This window comes from Agrobacterium vitis (genome assembly GCF_013337045.2).
GTDB lineage: Bacteria > Pseudomonadota > Alphaproteobacteria > Rhizobiales > Rhizobiaceae > Allorhizobium > Allorhizobium vitis_B.
On record NZ_CP118259.1, the window covers coordinates 1498879 to 1515148 of the forward strand.

At 56.7% G+C, this 16270-nt stretch carries 13 protein-coding genes; 8 read left to right on the plus strand and 5 right to left on the minus strand.

All coding sequences use genetic code 11. The features are described 5' to 3' along the window. Positions 1-64: 64 nt before the first annotated feature. Entirely contained in the window at positions 65-2857 is a 2793-nt protein-coding gene (gene gyrA, locus G6L01_RS07055; protein WP_070164757.1) for a DNA gyrase subunit A, read from the minus strand. A gap of 278 nt (positions 2858-3135) precedes the next feature. On the opposite strand from gyrA, the gene G6L01_RS07060 reads away from it, so the two are divergent. After that, on the plus strand, positions 3136-3765 hold the full coding sequence (locus G6L01_RS07060; RefSeq protein ID WP_071206385.1) for a MarC family protein: 630 nt from the start codon (positions 3136-3138) through the stop codon (positions 3763-3765). Positions 3766-3840: 75 nt separating this feature from the next. On the opposite strand, the gene G6L01_RS07065 is transcribed toward G6L01_RS07060, so the two are convergent. Both G6L01_RS07065 and G6L01_RS07070 read right to left on the minus strand, forming a co-directional pair. Continuing rightward, positions 3841-4095 carry an RDD family protein gene (locus tag G6L01_RS07065; protein ID WP_070164759.1) on the minus strand — a complete coding sequence of 85 codons (255 nt, stop codon included), beginning with the start codon at positions 4093-4095 and terminating at the stop codon, positions 3841-3843. Between the two features lie 42 nt (positions 4096-4137). Then, entirely contained in the window at positions 4138-4668 is a 531-nt protein-coding gene (locus G6L01_RS07070; RefSeq protein WP_070164760.1) for a single-stranded DNA-binding protein, read from the minus strand. A gap of 278 nt (positions 4669-4946) precedes the next feature. On the opposite strand from G6L01_RS07070, the gene uvrA reads away from it, so the two are divergent. Genes uvrA through G6L01_RS07085 form a run of 3 tightly spaced genes read left to right on the plus strand, consistent with a single transcriptional unit; the run spans position 4947 to position 9240 of the window. Further along, positions 4947-7868, plus strand: coding sequence for an excinuclease ABC subunit UvrA (uvrA, locus tag G6L01_RS07075; RefSeq protein ID WP_070164761.1), 2922 nt, complete (start codon positions 4947-4949; stop codon positions 7866-7868). A 21-nt stretch (positions 7869-7889) separates the two neighbouring features. Beyond that, on the plus strand, positions 7890-8693 hold the full coding sequence (locus tag G6L01_RS07080; protein ID WP_070164762.1) for a DUF72 domain-containing protein: 804 nt from the start codon (positions 7890-7892) through the stop codon (positions 8691-8693). A gap of 7 nt (positions 8694-8700) precedes the next feature. Continuing rightward, positions 8701-9240 (plus strand): GNAT family N-acetyltransferase, encoded by a 540-nt coding sequence (locus G6L01_RS07085; RefSeq protein WP_070164763.1) that lies wholly within the window; start codon positions 8701-8703, stop codon positions 9238-9240. On the opposite strand, the gene G6L01_RS07090 is transcribed toward G6L01_RS07085, so the two are convergent. Then, on the minus strand, positions 9237-10718 hold the full coding sequence (locus tag G6L01_RS07090; protein WP_070164764.1) for a bifunctional ADP-dependent NAD(P)H-hydrate dehydratase/NAD(P)H-hydrate epimerase: 1482 nt from the start codon (positions 10716-10718) through the stop codon (positions 9237-9239). The two genes, G6L01_RS07085 and G6L01_RS07090, sit on opposite strands and share 4 nt — an antisense overlap. Positions 10719-11054: 336 nt before the next feature. On the opposite strand from G6L01_RS07090, the gene G6L01_RS07095 reads away from it, so the two are divergent. The 3 genes from G6L01_RS07095 (at position 11055) to hspQ (ending at position 13383) form a co-directional block, all read left to right on the plus strand. Next, on the plus strand, positions 11055-11393 hold the full coding sequence (locus G6L01_RS07095; protein WP_015916113.1) for a P-II family nitrogen regulator: 339 nt from the start codon (positions 11055-11057) through the stop codon (positions 11391-11393). Positions 11394-11454: 61 nt separating this feature from the next. After that, positions 11455-12864, plus strand: a complete 1410-nt coding sequence (gene glnA, locus G6L01_RS07100) for a type I glutamate--ammonia ligase (protein WP_070164765.1) — start codon at positions 11455-11457, stop codon at positions 12862-12864. Positions 12865-13053: 189 nt separating this feature from the next. Continuing rightward, a complete protein-coding gene (gene hspQ, locus G6L01_RS07105; RefSeq protein ID WP_041697996.1) occupies positions 13054-13383 on the plus strand; it encodes a heat shock protein HspQ in 330 nt (109 codons plus the stop codon). Between the two features lie 80 nt (positions 13384-13463). Here hspQ and G6L01_RS07110 read toward each other — a convergent pair whose 3' ends face one another. Next, a complete protein-coding gene (locus G6L01_RS07110) occupies positions 13464-14096 on the minus strand; it encodes an invasion associated locus B family protein (RefSeq protein WP_070164766.1) in 633 nt (210 codons plus the stop codon). A gap of 350 nt (positions 14097-14446) precedes the next feature. Here G6L01_RS07110 and G6L01_RS07115 point away from each other — a divergent pair, with 350 nt between their 5' ends. Beyond that, positions 14447-16267 carry an extracellular solute-binding protein gene (locus tag G6L01_RS07115; protein ID WP_070164767.1) on the plus strand — a complete coding sequence of 607 codons (1821 nt, stop codon included), beginning with the start codon at positions 14447-14449 and terminating at the stop codon, positions 16265-16267. The last annotated feature ends 3 nt before the right edge of the window (positions 16268-16270 follow it).

Here is a 16270-nt window from a genome sequence, read left to right on the forward strand (position 1 = left end):
GTGAGTACCGGAAGCGCAGAAATTGCCATTTGCAGACGGCCAGCGGCTATTCTTGGACGGACTGTTAGGTCGCGCTCTCATCCGGCGTCGCCGTATCGGTGGCGACACCGTTGTCGGCGCTGGTCTCTGCACCGATCTCGCCATCCTCTTCGCCTTCCGGCTCATTGATACGCTCGACCGAGACGACCTTTTCGTCCTTGGCGGTGTTGAAGATCGTCACGCCCTTGGTGGCGCGGCTGGCGATGCGAATGCCATCGACTGGCACGCGGATCAACTGACCACCATCCGAGACCAGCATGATCTGGTCCTTGTCTTCGACCGGGAAGGCAGCAACCAGCTGACCGATTTCTGCCGTCTTCGACGTGTCGGTGGCACGAATGCCCTTGCCGCCACGGCCAGATGTGCGGAAATCGTAGGACGACGAGCGCTTGCCGATGCCGCGTTCGGAGATCGTCAGCACGAATTGTTCGCGTGCCTTCAGCTCCTGATAACGCTCTTCGGTCAGATCGCCGATTTCACCCACCTCTTCACCAACCAATGCGATGTCGTCCTCATCCACGCCACTTGCGCGGCGCTCGGTAGCAGAACGCTTCAGATAGGCCGCGCGCTGCCATGGCTCGGCATCGACATGGCTCAAGATGGTCATCGAGATGATTCGGTCATTCGGCTGCAAGGAAATGCCGCGAACGCCGATGGAGTTGCGACCGGCAAACACCCTGACTTCATCGACAGGGAAGCGGATCGCCTGGCCCAAAGCCGTGGTCAGCAGCACATCGTCGTCAATCGTGCAGGTCTCGACGGAGAGAATCTCATCACCCTCTTCTTCGAGCTTCATGGCGATCTTGCCATTGCGGTTGACCTGGACGAAGTCGCTCAACTTGTTACGGCGCACCGTGCCCCGCGTTGTCGAGAACATTACGTCGAGATTATCCCAGCTTGCCTCATCCTCGGGCAGCGGCATGATCGTGGTGATCCGCTCACCTGGCTCCAGTGGCAGCATGTTGATCAGCGCCTTGCCGCGCGACTGTGGCGTGCCGATCGGCAGACGCCAGACCTTCTCCTTATAAACGATTCCGCGTGACGAGAAGAACAGAACCGGTGTGTGGGTATTGGCAACAAATAGCCGGGTAACGAAATCCTCGTCCCGTGTCGCCATGCCGGAGCGGCCCTTGCCGCCGCGACGCTGGGCGCGATAGGTGACCAGCGGAACGCGCTTGATATAGCCAAGATGCGAAACGGTCACCACCATGTCTTCACGGGCGATGAGATCCTCATCGTCCATGTCAGGGCCGCCCTCCATGATCTGGCTGCGGCGTGGCGTGCCAAACTCGTCGCGAACCGCGACAAGCTCATCGACAACAATGGTCTGAATTCGGGTCCGAGACGACAAAATATCGAGATAATCGGAGATTTCCGCCCCGATCTTGTTCAATTCCTCGTCGATTTCGTCGCGACCAAGAGCTGTCAGGCGGGCAAGACGCAATTCGAGGATGGCGCGAGCCTGCTCTTCCGACAGGTTATAGGTATTGTCCTCGTTGATCCTGTGGCGCGGATCATCGATCAGCCGGATCAGGCTTTCCACGTCGGAAGCCGGCCAGCGGCGTTCCATCAACTGCTCACGCGCCGTCTGCGGGTCCGGCGCCTGGCGGATCAACCGGATGACTTCATCGATATTGGCAACGGCAATGGCGAGACCAACCAGCACATGGGCGCGGTCACGCGCCTTGCGCAACAGATACTTCGTTCGCCGGCTAATAACCTCCTCGCGGAAGCTGACGAAAGCCCGTAGCATATCGAGCAGCGTCAACTGTTCCGGCTTGCCGCCATTCAGCGCCACCATGTTGCAGCCGAACGAGCTTTGCAGCGGCGTGTAGCGGTAGAGCTGGTTGAGGATCACGTCCGCATTGGCGTCACGCTTCAACTCGACCACGACGCGGTAGCCCTGGCGGTCGGATTCGTCCCGTAGATCGGAAATGCCCTCGATGCGCTTATCACGCACCAATTCGGCCATTTTCTCGATCATCGTGGACTTGTTCACCTGATACGGAATCTCGGTAATGATGATCTGTTCGCGGTCGCCACGCATTGGCTCAATTCGCGCCACGCCGCGCATGATTACAGAGCCACGTCCGGTCTCATAGGCCGAGCGAATACCGCTACGGCCAAGAATCAGCGCACCGGTCGGAAAGTCTGGGCCTGGAATGATCTGCATCAGTTCCGGCAATTCGATAGCCGGGTTTTCAATCAGCGCGATACAGCCATTGATGACTTCGACCAGATTGTGCGGCGGAATATTCGTCGCCATGCCGACCGCGATACCGCCGGCGCCATTGACGAGAAGATTGGGAAATTTCGCTGGCACGACGACAGGCTCGGACAGCGTGCCATCGTAGTTGTCACGAAAATCGACCGTGTCCTTGTCCAGATCGTCCAGCAGCGAATGCGCAGCCTTTTGCAGGCGGCACTCGGTATAGCGTTCCGCCGCTGGCGGATCGCCGTCGATGGAACCGAAATTGCCCTGACCGTCGATCAGCGGCAGCCGCAACGACCAATCCTGCGCCATACGGGCCAGCGCATCATAGATCGCCGAATTGCCGTGCGGATGGAATTTACCCATCACGTCGCCGGTTACACGGGCGCATTTCACATATTTCTTATTCCAGTCGATACCCAGTTCGGACATGCCAAACAGGATGCGACGATGAACGGGCTTCAAACCATCGCGGACATCGGGAAGTGCGCGGCTAACGATAACGCTCATCGCGTAATCGAGATACGACCGCTGCATTTCCGTCATGATCGAAATGGGTTCGATATCGGACGGCATTTTACCGCCGGGTGTGCTTTGCTCAGTCAAAACGGGTCACGCCTGTTAGAATCACTAGGGATTTTATAGCGGAAAGCCCCTTTCCGCGCCAATTTGCTGGGAGGTTTTGAACAGGCTTTTGCGGCTATGACAAGGCATTTCTTGAGCCCTGGGCTGCTATCTGCCCGAATGACCGCCACTGGTGGCTTGACCTTGCCTCCACGCGCCGGAAATCACTCTCCAACGGCCAGGATATGGTAGAGGATTCTCTCGCGCCCCAGTTTCACGCAACCTGCGGCCTTTATCCAAACAGAAACAGGAGAACATCCATGACCAATGTCGAACTTCTCCTCAATGCCTTCACCACCCTGTTGGTGACGCTCGACCCGCCGGGTCTGGCACCGCTGTTTCTTGGTCTGACCCGGGGCATGACCCGGCAGCAACGCAAACAAGTGGCCTTGCGTGGCGCGGCCATCGCCTTTGGCATCCTGGCGGTCTTTGCTGTATTCGGCGCCAGCATTCTTGAAGCGCTTGGTATCTCCATCGGCGCGTTCCGTATCGCGGGTGGGTTGATGCTGTTTGCCATCGCTTTCGAGATGATTTTCGAAAAACGCCAGGAGCGTAAGGAAAAGACCTCGGAAGACGCGATTACCCGCGATCACATGCACAATATCGCCGTCTTCCCGCTGGCTTTGCCGCTCATCGCTGGCCCTGGCGCCATTTCCGCCACCATCCTGCTGGCTGGCGCCTTGCCCGGCCCGGTCGAGCGCACGGAACTGATCCTGGTCATCGGACTGTGCATTGGCGTCGTACTGCTGGCCCTGGTGATCGCCGATCGGCTCGATCGCTTTCTGGGCATCACCGGGCGGGCCATCCTGACCCGCCTGCTCGGCGTCATCCTGGCCGCCCTATCCGTTCAATTTGTCGTTGACGGCATTAAGGCGGCATTTCATCTCTGAGGCCCTATGCAATGGCGATGAAAGCATCGCCATTGCAAGATCGGAACCTTCAAAGGCGTTTAGGACGGACATTTTCTAATAGTTCGCCCGCAATATCCGTTTCCAGATCGTACCGCCCAGAAATCGATTGAACACGACAAAATAGGCGATAACCAAAGCAAACATGATGAAAGCGGGTAAGCCGTTCAACTGAAAGCCATCCGGAGTCAAACCGCCGCTCAGATACCCGACGATATAGCCCAGGACGAAGAATGAACTGAACAGATCAAGTATGAAAGCGAGGATAATCCGCCATTGCGATGGTCTGCGTTTGATTTCGTCTTCCGGCATTTACCCCTCCGATCACGTCAAAAAAATCGATGATCCTGCCGATCAGAACGGAATATCATCGTCCATATCGCGGGAGAAGCCGCCCGATGGCGCGCTGGCACCGCGACCACCGCCCGAGGAGGATGCGCCGCCGCTGCGGGCCGGGGCCGAGCCGTAATCGTCGTAACCACCACCGCCGCCGCCGAAATCGCTGCCACCACGGGCAGCACCGCCACCTTCGCCACGGCCACCGAGCATGGTCAGTGTCGAATTGAAGCCCTGGAGGACGATTTCCGTCGAGTAACGGTCATTGCCGTTCTGGTCCTGCCATTTGCGGGTCTGAAGCTGGCCCTCGATATAAACGGTCGCACCCTTCTTCAGATATTGTTCGGCCACCTTGCAGAGACCTTCATTGAAGATCACCACGCTGTGCCATTCGGTCTTTTCCTTGCGCTCGCCGGAGTTACGGTCGCGCCAGGATTCGGACGTGGCGATGCGCAGGTTGGCAATCGGCTTACCGTCCTGGGTACGGCGGATTTCCGGGTCGGCGCCCAGATTGCCGATCAAAATAACCTTGTTGACGCTTCCAGCCATGATACTCACCTCGCTGCCACCATGGGGCGGCTTACAAATCCAATCAATTTTAACCTTATCCTATCCCTGTCGATTAAGGGCAGCCAGATCGCCTGTAATCCACAGCGAAGAATCTAGAGCAAAAATGTTCTTTCTTTGTTCTAATAAATTTGTATGATGCAGTCAACTCTATCGGAATCGAACGCAGAATCGACCTACCCGTCTCGACAGGACGGCAGCAGTGACTAAATAAGGAGCGGCATTCCTGCCTGCGGCTCTCTCCCAAACCGAGTTTTGTTATGAGCGAATTGAAGACGATTTCCATCCGTGGTGCGCGCGAGCACAATCTCAAGGGCATCGACCTTGATCTGCCGCGCAACAGCCTGATCGTGATGACCGGCCTTTCCGGCTCGGGAAAGTCGTCGCTGGCCTTCGATACGATCTATGCCGAAGGTCAACGCCGCTATGTTGAAAGCTTGTCGGCCTACGCCCGGCAGTTCCTGGAGATGATGCAGAAGCCTGATGTGGACTTGATCGAAGGGCTTTCCCCGGCAATCTCCATCGAGCAGAAGACCACGTCGCGCAATCCGCGCTCGACGGTCGGGACCGTCACCGAAATCTACGATTATATGCGCCTGCTGTTTGCCCGCGTCGGCGTACCCTATTCGCCAGCCACCGGCCTGCCAATTGAGAGCCAGACCGTCAGCCAGATGGTTGACCGCGTCCTGGCCTTTGAAGAAGGGACGCGGCTTTATATTCTTGCGCCAATCATCCGGGGTCGCAAGGGCGAGTACAAGAAAGAACTCGCTGAGTTGATGAAGAAGGGCTTCCAGCGCGTCAAGATCGATGGCCAGTTCTATGAAATCGCCGAGGCACCCACCCTCGACAAGAAATACAAGCACGATATCGACATCGTCGTTGACCGCGTTGTGGTGCGGGCCGACATGGCCTCGCGGCTGGCGGACAGTCTGGAAACCTGCCTTCGCCTTGCCGATGGGCTGGCGGTCGCCGAATTTGCCGACAAGCCGCTGCCGGCCAATGAAACATCGGCTGGCGGCTCCGCCAATAAATCGTTGAACGAGACCCATGAGCGGGTGCTGTTTTCGGAAAAATTCGCCTGCCCGGTCTCCGGCTTTACCATTCCGGAAATCGAGCCACGGTTGTTTTCCTTCAACAATCCGTTCGGCGCTTGCCCAACCTGCGACGGCCTCGGCTTTCAGCAGAAGATCGATGAAGCGCTGATCATTCCCGAAGCCGACAAGCGGTTGAAGGACGGCGCGATTGCACCTTGGGCGAAATCCAGCTCGCCTTATTACGACCAGACCCTTGAAGGTCTTGGCAAGGCTTTTGGCTTCAAGCTGACCAGCAAATGGTCTGAGCTGAGCGCCGAAGCGCAGAAATCCATCCTGCACGGCACGGAAGAAAAGATCGAGTTTCACTACGCCGACGGCGCACGCTCCTATAGCGCGACAAAGACCTTCGAAGGCATCGTGCCAAACCTGGAGCGCCGCTGGAAGGAAACCGATAGCGCCTGGGCGCGGGAAGAAATCGAGCGCTACATGTCCGCTGCGCCCTGCCCTGCCTGCAAAGGTTTCAGGCTGAAACCCGAAGCGCTGGCGGTGAAAATCAACGGCCTGCATATCGGCCAGGTGACGGAAATGTCGATCCGGGTTGCCGGCGGCTGGTTCGAGACCCTGCCTGGTCTGCTGACCGACAAGCAGAATGAAATTGCCGTTCGTATTCTCAAGGAAATCCGCGAGCGCCTGAGCTTCCTCAACGATGTCGGGCTGGACTATCTCAGCCTGTCGCGTAACTCCGGCACTCTGTCAGGCGGAGAAAGCCAGCGTATCCGGCTTGCCTCACAGATCGGTTCAGGCCTGACCGGCGTGCTTTATGTGCTGGATGAACCTTCGATTGGCCTGCATCAGCGCGACAATGCCCGGCTTCTCGATACGCTCAAACACCTGCGCGATATCGGCAATACGGTAATCGTCGTCGAGCATGACGAGGACGCCATTCTGGCTGCCGATTATGTGGTCGATATCGGGCCTGCGGCAGGCATTCATGGTGGCCAGGTGATCGCCAAGGGCAGTCCGCAGGACATCATGGCGAATGGCAAGTCCCTGACCGGCAAATATCTGACCGGTGAACTCGGCGTTAAAGTACCGCCGGCGCGGCGCAAGCCCAAGAAGGGCCAGCAGATCAAGGTGATCGGCGCCCGGGGCAACAATCTGAAGAATGTCACAGCGGCCATTCCGCTTGGTGTGTTTACCGCCGTTACCGGCGTTTCCGGCGGCGGCAAGTCAACATTCTTGATCGAGACATTATATAAAGCCGCAGCACGACGGGTAATGGGCGCCCGGGAAAATCCTGCCGATCATGACCGGATCGATGGTTTCGAATTCATCGATAAGGTGATTGATATCGACCAGTCGCCGATTGGCCGCACGCCGCGCTCCAACCCCGCCACCTATACCGGCGCATTTACCCCGATCCGCGACTGGTTTTCCGGTCTGCCGGAGGCCAAGGCGCGCGGTTATCAGCCCGGCCGCTTTTCCTTCAACGTCAAGGGCGGACGTTGTGAAGCCTGCCAGGGCGATGGTGTCATCAAGATCGAAATGCATTTCCTACCGGATGTCTATGTCACCTGCGACGTCTGCCACGGTAAGCGCTATAATCGCGAAACGCTTGATGTGACCTTCAAAACCAAGTCGATTGCCGACGTGCTGGACATGACGGTCGAGGAAGGTGTCGAGTTTTTCTCGGCAGTACCTGCGGTGCGCGACAAGCTGCAAGCGCTGTTTGATGTCGGCCTTGGCTATATCAAGGTCGGACAACAGGCCAATACGCTGTCGGGCGGTGAAGCCCAGCGCATCAAGCTCGCCAAGGAGCTTTCGAAGAAATCGACGGGTCGCACGCTGTATATCCTTGATGAACCCACGACCGGCCTGCATTTTCACGACGTCGCCAAGCTCTTGGAAATGCTTCAGGAACTGGTCGATCAGGGCAATTCAGTCGTGGTCATCGAGCACAATCTCGAAGTGATCAAGACTGCCGATCACATCATCGATTTCGGCCCCGAAGGCGGCGATGGCGGCGGCCAGATCGTCGCCCAAGGCACGCCGGAAGAGATCGTCAAGGTTGAGGCGTCCTACACCGGCCACTTCCTCAGGGAGTTGCTGGAGCGCCGTCCGATGAAGAAGCCGCAAGCCGCAGAATAGCGATCAACAAGGAGTGGGCAGATGACCGCAGGCACAATCCGTACCGGCATCGGCGGTTGGACTTTCGAACCTTGGGAAGGCACGTTCTATCCTGAAAAGCTGCCGAAGAAGCGGCAGCTGGAACATGCAAGCCGCCAGCTCACGGCCATTGAAGTCAACGGCACCTATTATTCCAGCCAGAAGCCGGAGACCTTTGCCAAATGGGCCTCTGACGTGCCTGACGAGTTCGTCTTTTCGCTGAAAGCCAGCCGTTATTGCACCAATCGCAAGATCCTGGCCGAGGCCGGTCCGTCTATTGAGAAGTTTCTGAACCAGGGTATCGCGGAACTTGGTCACCACCTTGGCCCTATCCTTTGGCAATTCATGGCAACGAAAAAGTTCGAACCTGAGGATTTCGAGGGGTTTCTGTCCCTCCTGCCGAAAACCCTTGATGGTTTGGCGCTGCGGCATGTGGTCGAGCCGCGCCATGCTTCGTTCCAGACGCCGGACTTTATCGCCATGCTGGAGCGTCATGGCGTCGCCGCAGTCTGTGCCGACCACCACGATTATCCGATGTTTGCCGATGTCACAGCGGATTTCGTCTATGCCCGGCTGCAAAAGGGAACAGATGAGGTCAAGACCTGCTATCCTGAAGCTCAGGTGAAGGACTGGTCAAAGCGGTTTTCCGCCTATGCCGAAGGCGGTGTGCCGCAGGATTTGCCGTTGATCGCGCCGCAACGGATTGCGGATAAAAAGCCACGCGATGTCTTTGCGTTTTTCATCACGGGCGGCAAGGTCAATGCGCCGAATGGCGCTCAATTGCTTCAGAAAGCGCTATCGAGCTGAGGTTCTGATGATGAGAGCACCCATAGGCGACCCTGCTGATACGATCCATATCGGTCCCGCGAAGAGGCAACATTTTTGCAGCTTGCGAAATGTGGAATTGGCCTCATTCGAAACCCTTCGGGCTGCTGGGGCCGTAACAGGCGACCCTGCTGCAAGTAGTGACGAGGAATTGCTGGTTTATCTCGATGCCGGTCTGCTTCTGGCTGCTTTCGATGGAGCGGAGAGTCCGGTCGGATATGCTGGTGGCTATGTTCGCGAGGGCTGGCTGCACATAGGAGAAGTGGATGTTCATCCGCAATGGCAGCGGCGGGGAATTGGGCGGCGACTGATAAATGCTTTGCTTAACGAAGGACGGTCCAGACATCTCGTGGGTTCCACGCTGACAACAGATCGTTTTGCTCCTTTCAACGCGCCCTTTTATGCTTCTCTTGGGTTTCACGCCGTTGAGGGGGACGCCTGTCCCGCCCGGCTGAAAGGGATTCTTACCGCAGAAGTGTCGAAGGGCCTCAATCCACTTCGCCGTGTCGCCATGATGCTGGTGTTTTAGCCTGGGCGAAAGGGCCGCACAGCCGCAGCGAGATCCTCCGCCGTCAATCCCTCGCCGAGCCTTGCGCCCGTTTCCGCATGCAGCCAGACACCTGCCGCTGCCGCCTCAAAGGCCGGAACGCCTTGCGCCAATAGTCCGCCGATGATCCCGGCCAACACATCGCCGGAACCGGCAGTGGCAAGCCAGGGCGGCGCATTTTCGTTGATCATCGCCCGGCCATCGGGGGCGGCAATCACTGTGTCAGCGCCTTTGTAGACCACGGCGGCATTGGCTTTTCTGGCAGCGGCCTGGGCCTTTTCGACTTTGCCCAACGTCTTGTCACCGACAATATCGGCAAACAAGCGAGCGAACTCGCCTTCATGCGGCGTCAGGACCAAGCGGGTTTCATCGCCGGAAAATGCATGGAACAGTTCGTCTGGTTGCTCCCTGAACGATGAAATACCGTCGGCATCGAGAACCAGCCTGCGTTTGGACAGCGAGAGGGTAAATGCCCGCGCCTTTTCGCCAATCCCGAAACCGGGTCCAAGCACAAAGGCGCTCATCCGCTGGTCGGTCAGATAGTCTTCAAGGTCGTCAAGATCATCGACGGTCTTCACCATTACGGCTGTGGTCTGGGCGGCGTTGACAAGGACGGCACTGGCCGGTGAGGCCAGCGTCACCAGTCCCGCTCCGGCCTTCAATCCCGCGGTGGCGGACAGCCGGGCGGCGCCTGTTGCGCTGGCGCGACCGGAAAATACTGTGAGATGGCCTCGGGTGAATTTATGGCTGGCGCCGGAGACCTTTGGCAGGAGATGTTCCCATAAATCGGGATGATTAACGGCAACCTCGCCTCGATGTCGATCAACGATGCGACGCGGAATGCCAATGTCGTAGATCTCCACTGCGCCGCAGAGCGACCGTCCCGGCAGCAGCACATGTCCCGGTTTTCTTGCCATGAATGTCACCGTATGGATCGCCTGAAACGCCACCGGACGGGGCTGGCCCGTGCGACCATCGACACCAGAGGGCAGATCGACCGCCAGAACAGGAACACCGGCCTGGTTGACCCGCTCGATCAGCACCAACACCGGCGAAGGCAGGTCGCGCGCCAGACCAGCACCGAACAACGCATCCACTACCAGATCGCCCTCCTTGGGCTGATAGAGCGCCAGTGGTTCGACCTTGCCCTGGTAGTCGGCAAAGGCCAGGGCCGCATCTCCATTCAACTTCTCCGGTTCATCCAGGCAAAAGACCTGAACAGAAACGCCTGATACCCGCAGCGCCTGCGCGGCGATATAGCCGTCACCGCCATTATTTCCCGGCCCACACAGCACCGCCGCCCTCAGCGCCTGCGGGAAAAGCCGGAGCGCCGCTGCCGCCACGGCAGAACCGGCTTTGCGCATCAACCCATAACTATCGATCCCTGAGTTGGCCGCATCGCGGTCCACCAGGGCCATGGAAGAGGGAGAAATCAGGTGATGAAAAGATGTTTGCATCATGCAAATATCAAATCGAAAGCCGCAGCAAACGGCAATGGCGTTGAGGAAATTTATATTGGATATTTATTGTGCATTTGCCTATCGAAATGGCATGAATTTATGCAAAAAATCTGCGCAATTCATAAAATCAGCAAAAAATTCAATCTGACTAATTCTCACAAAAAATAGGCACTTAGCTCTGGTGTTTTGCCCGGGTTTAGGCAAAACTGTTTCGGCAATGCGGGTGATTTTCTGTTTTTTTCGCAATTCGCGGACCAAATTGGCACGGTAAGTGCATCAACGCAGGGCAAACAGGTGTTACCTGCATCAATGAGGGAAGCGGAGAGAAATTTTCTCATGAAAAAGATCGAAGCGATCATAAAGCCTTTCAAGCTGGACGAAGTGAAGGAAGCCCTTCAGGAAGTAGGATTGCAAGGCATAACGGTCACGGAAGCCAAGGGTTTTGGACGGCAAAAGGGCCATACGGAGCTGTATCGCGGCGCCGAATACGTGGTCGACTTTCTGCCTAAAGTGAAGGTTGAAGTCGTGCTGGCCGATGAAAATGTCGAGGCGGTTATCGACGCGATCCGCAATGCCGCGCAAACAGGGCGCATTGGCGATGGAAAGATTTTCGTTTCCAACGTCGAGGAAGTCGTCCGGATCAGAACCGGCGAAACCGGCGTCGACGCTATTTGAATGCGGCCCGGCTGAGGGAGGTCGGGTCTTATAATCGTCATCAAATCGAGGAACAAACCTAATGACGACCGCACAGGATATTCTTAAACAAATCAAAGACAACGACGTAAAATTTGTCGATCTCAGGTTTACTGACCCAAAGGGCAAGTTGCAGCATGTCACCATGGACATCGTCTGTGTCGATGAAGACATGTTCGCCGATGGCGTGATGTTCGACGGCTCCTCCATCGCTGGCTGGAAGGCGATCAACGAATCCGACATGGTGCTGATGCCGGACGTGGAAACGGTGCATATGGACCCGTTCTTCGCCCAGTCGACCATGGTCATTCTCTGCGATATTCTCGATCCGGTTTCCGGTGAAGCCTATAACCGCGATCCGCGCGGCACGGCCAAGAAGGCGGAAGCCTATCTCAAGGCGTCGGGTATCGGCGACACGGCATTTTTTGGCCCGGAAGCTGAATTCTTCATTTTCGATGACGTGAAATACAAGGCCGATCCTTACAATACCGGCTTCAAGCTCGATTCCACCGAATTGCCGTCCAACGACGATACCGACTATGAAACCGGCAATCTCGGCCACCGTCCGCGCGTCAAGGGCGGCTATTTCCCGGTTCCGCCGATCGACAGCTGCCAGGACATGCGCTCGGAAATGCTGACGGTTCTGTCCGAAATGGGCGTGACCGTCGAAAAGCACCACCACGAAGTCGCCGCCGCCCAGCACGAGCTTGGCATCAAGTTCGATACGCTGGTGCGCAACGCCGACAAGATGCAGATCTATAAATATGTCGTGCATCAGGTTGCCAATGCCTATGGCAAGACCGCAACCTTCATGCCGAAGCCGATCTTTGGCGACAATGGCTCGGGCATGCATGTGCATCAGTCGATCTGGAAGGATGGCAAGCCAACCTTCGCCGGTGATGAATATGCCGGTCTGTCGGAAAGCTGCCTCTACTACATCGGCGGCATCATCAAGCATGCCAAGGCACTGAATGCCTTCACCAACCCCTCGACCAACTCCTACAAGCGTTTGGTGCCTGGCTATGAAGCACCGGTTCTGCTGGCCTATTCCGCCCGCAACCGTTCTGCTTCCTGCCGCATTCCGTTCGGCTCCAATCCGAAGGCAAAGCGCGTCGAAGTTCGCTTCCCTGACCCGACCGCCAACCCCTATCTCGGGTTTGCCGCCATGTTGATGGCTGGTCTCGATGGCATCAAGAACAAGATCCATCCTGGCAAGGCCATGGACAAGGATCTCTATGACCTGCCGCCGAAGGAATTGAAGAAGATCCCGACGGTCTGCGCTAGCTTGCGCGAAGCGTTGGAAAGCCTCGACAAGGATCGCAAGTTCCTGACCGCGGGCGGCGTCTTCGACGACGACCAGATCGACGCCTTCATCGACATCAAGATGCAGGAAGTCATGCGTTACGACATGACACCTCATCCGGTGGAATACGACATGTACTACTCGGTCTGATCCGATCGACACCAAAGCCGGCAGCAACCCTGCCGGCTTTTTTTATTGCAGTATCATTGGTATTTTTTACGATTGCATATTTCGCTAAACCAGACGGCCATGCCTCAGCCGTTTTGTGACAAAACCATGTCGAGGCCCTTGATGTTCGTTGTCCCGTTTCCCAAATATTTGACGAAAGGAAACAAAGCCATGAAACAACGCAACGCAAAGTTTGGAATCGGTGACATTGTTCGTCACAAGGTATTTCCGTTTCGCGGCGTCGTTTTCGACGTCGATCCGGAATTCGCCAATACGGAAGAATGGTGGAATGCGATCCCCGCAGAATTGCGGCCCAGCAAGGATCAGCCCTTCTATCACCTGCTGGCTGAAAATGCCGAGACGGAATACGTCGCCTATGTCTCCGAGCAAAATCTGGAGACAGACGAAAGCGGCGAACCGCTGCGCAATCCGCATATCAACCAGATCTTCGTGGAAGAGCAGGCCGGTCATTACAAGCCGCGGATGAATTTGGCTCACTGAGCGGCTGACATTATCTCCTATAAAAAAGCCCCGGTCGCTAAACGACCGGGGCTTTTTCAATGAAGCAAAGGAACAACCGATTATTTGGTTTCCTTGGCGGCCTTCTGGGCGTCTTCCAGGGCCTTCTGCGATTCTTCGTTCTTCTTCTGCATGGCTTCTTCCAGCAGACGCTGGCGCTCCTGCGCCTGGGACTGAGTGATAGCCGGGCCATCGTAGGAACCGGTAAAGCCATCCAGCGAAATCTTGATCGGGTTTGGAACGCGGCGGAAGTTCATCGAAGTGAACACCACGTCATGGCCCTTCTTCAGGCTGGCAATCATTGCGTCCGTCAGCGGAATTTCAGCTGTGCAACGGTCCGGGAAGCATACGGCGTAATCGATCTTCTGGCCCTTGCCGCCGTCGATCTGCAAAACGACGCCCGGAGGAACGAGCCGTGCGGAAGGCACGGAAACCTGCATCAGCTTGCGGTTCATCTTGCCTTCGATGGAAATGATCGCCACGGCGATAATCATCTGGCGGTTCTGCGCGACCTGAATGTTCTGCACCGTGCAGATATCGTTGTCTTCCTGCTTGGCGCAGGTCTTGAACCAACCCTGCGGCGGCAAGCCGGCATCGCCAGCGGGCTGCTGGGCAAAGGATGCGCCAGCAAAGCCAGTGGAGAGAACGAGAGCGGAGAGTGCCGCACGCGCGGTTTTGGCTGCTGTAAACGTCATAACGAGATCCGTCTCCTGAAAACTTTTGTCGAACCGAAGTTCTCACCCGATTAGATCGGCCTATTCGTTCATCCCCTGGGTTTTAAATGAGGCAAATAGATGACCCGATGTGTGTGGTGATCCTGTTACAGCGCATCGCTGCGAATATCCAGTGCTTCTTTGGTGTTTGCGAAAGATGCGTCCAATTTATGGAACGAATGAGCGCACGCGCCATTTGTTTTACTGGACAATTTCATCCATTCACTTACATGGCGCTTCCATAGCAGGAATTGTGCCATAGCGGTTGGCTTTCCGGCAGTTCGTGATAATTTGCCGCGAAATTAAAAATACTGATCTCGAGAGGAAATGGTTTGCGGCGTCTTTTGTCGACCCTGCTGGTCCTGCCGTTCTGCGGCTTGTTTGCCGCATCGGCTACCTTGGCCGAGCCCGTCAATGCCATATCCATGTATGGCAAACCCGCCCTGTCCGCCGATTACAAGCACTTGCCTTACGTCAACCCTGACGTAAAGAAGGGCGGTCGGATCTCTTACGGCGTGGTTGGCACGTTCGACAGCTTCAACCCCTTTGTCATCAAGGGCATGCGCACAACGGCGCGCGGCATCTGGGACCCGGAATACGGCAACCTGTTTTATGAGACGCTGATGACGCGCTCGGCCGGTGAGCCCTACACGCTCTACGGTCTTCTGGCGCAAAGCGTCGAGTGGGATGATGCCCGCAGCTTCATCCAGTTCAACCTCAACCCAAAGGCCCGCTGGCACGATGGCCAGCCGGTGACGCCGGATGACGTGATTTTCACGTTCCAGATCCTCCAGCAGAAAGGCCGTTCGCCTTTCGACAAGCGGTTGAACGGCGTTGCCAAGATGGAAAAGATTGGCGAGCATAGCGTTCGCTTCACCTTCAACGACAAGGCCGACCGGGAAATTCCGCTGCTTCTGGCCTATGCAACGCCAATCCTGCCAAAGCATGCCATCGATCCTGATCGTTTCGAACAATCGTCGCTGAATGTGCCTGTTGGCTCCGGCCCCTATAAGATCAAGGATATCCGCCCCGGCGAGCGGATTACCTATCAGCGCGATCCGAATTATTGGGGCAAGGATCTTCCCTCGAAGGTGGGCTTCGATAATTACGATGAAGTCAGCGTAACCTATTTCTTGCAGGACAGCACGCTGTTCGAAGCCTTCAAGAAGGGTGAGATCGATCTTTACCCTGATGGTGATTCGGCGCATTGGCTGCGGGCTTATAATTTCCCCGCAGCCGTGAATGGCGATGTTGTGCGCGAAACCTTTACCCCGCAAAAACCGACGGGCATGCTGGGATTCGTGTTCAACACCCGCCGCCCGATCTTTGCCGATGTGAAGGTGCGCGAAGCGCTGACGCTCGCCTTCGACTTCGAGTGGGTCAACAAGAACATCTACGGCAACGCTTTCAAGCGAATCCAGAGTTACTGGCAGAATTCGCCGCTCGGCGCCTTTGGCCATGCCGCTGACGACCGCGAACTGGCAATCCTCGGCAATGCACGCAACACCATTGCCCCGGAAATCCTGGCGGGTACCTATACCCTGCCGATTTCCGATGGTTCAGGCGCTGACCGTAATATTCTGCGCCAGGCCGTCGCGCTGCTCAGCCAGGCTGGCTATTCGATCAATGATGGTAAAATGGTCGATGCCCAGGGCAAGCCACTGTCCTTCGAGGTGATGACCCAGAATGTCGGCCAGGAGAAAATGGCGCTTGCCTATCAGCGCACCTTGCGGCTGATCGGCATCGGCATGACCATCCGCACGGTGGATGACGCGCAATATCAGGCGCGCTCCAACAGCTTCGATTATGACATGGTCGTCATGGCCTATCCTTCGACGCTGACTCCCGGTATCGAACAATTCAACCGCTGGGGCTCCGTTGCCCGGGATCAGCAGAGCAGTTTCAATTATGCCGGTGTGGCCAATCCGGATATCGACCGGGTGTTGAACACCATGGTCAATGCCAGAAGCCTGGAGGACTATCAGGCCAGCGTGCGGGCCCTCGATCGCCTTCTGGTGGCGGGGCATTATGTGGTGCCACTCTATTATAATGGCGAGCAATGGCTGGCGCGCTGGAAGCGCATCGCAAGGCCTGACCAAGTGCCGATGCTGGGCTATCAACTCCCCACGTGGTGGGACGCCAGGGCGCAATGAATT

Bases quoted from the DNA above. Each gene is read 5' to 3' on its own strand.
- G6L01_RS07060 (WP_071206385.1), top strand. From the start codon at position 3,136: ATGACCAATGTCGAACTTCTCCTCAATGCCTTCACCACCCTGTTGGTG.
- G6L01_RS07065 (WP_070164759.1), bottom strand. From the start codon at position 4,095: ATGCCGGAAGACGAAATCAAACGCAGACCATCGCAATGGCGGATTATC.
- G6L01_RS07070 (WP_070164760.1), bottom strand. From the start codon at position 4,668: ATGGCTGGAAGCGTCAACAAGGTTATTTTGATCGGCAATCTGGGCGCC.
- uvrA (WP_070164761.1), top strand. From the start codon at position 4,947: ATGAGCGAATTGAAGACGATTTCCATCCGTGGTGCGCGCGAGCACAAT.
- G6L01_RS07080 (WP_070164762.1), top strand. From the start codon at position 7,890: ATGACCGCAGGCACAATCCGTACCGGCATCGGCGGTTGGACTTTCGAA.
- G6L01_RS07085 (WP_070164763.1), top strand. From the start codon at position 8,701: ATGATGAGAGCACCCATAGGCGACCCTGCTGATACGATCCATATCGGT.
- G6L01_RS07090 (WP_070164764.1), bottom strand. From the start codon at position 10,718: ATGATGCAAACATCTTTTCATCACCTGATTTCTCCCTCTTCCATGGCC.
- G6L01_RS07095 (WP_015916113.1), top strand. From the start codon at position 11,055: ATGAAAAAGATCGAAGCGATCATAAAGCCTTTCAAGCTGGACGAAGTG.
- glnA (WP_070164765.1), top strand. From the start codon at position 11,455: ATGACGACCGCACAGGATATTCTTAAACAAATCAAAGACAACGACGTA.
- hspQ (WP_041697996.1), top strand. From the start codon at position 13,054: ATGAAACAACGCAACGCAAAGTTTGGAATCGGTGACATTGTTCGTCAC.
- G6L01_RS07110 (WP_070164766.1), bottom strand. From the start codon at position 14,096: ATGACGTTTACAGCAGCCAAAACCGCGCGTGCGGCACTCTCCGCTCTC.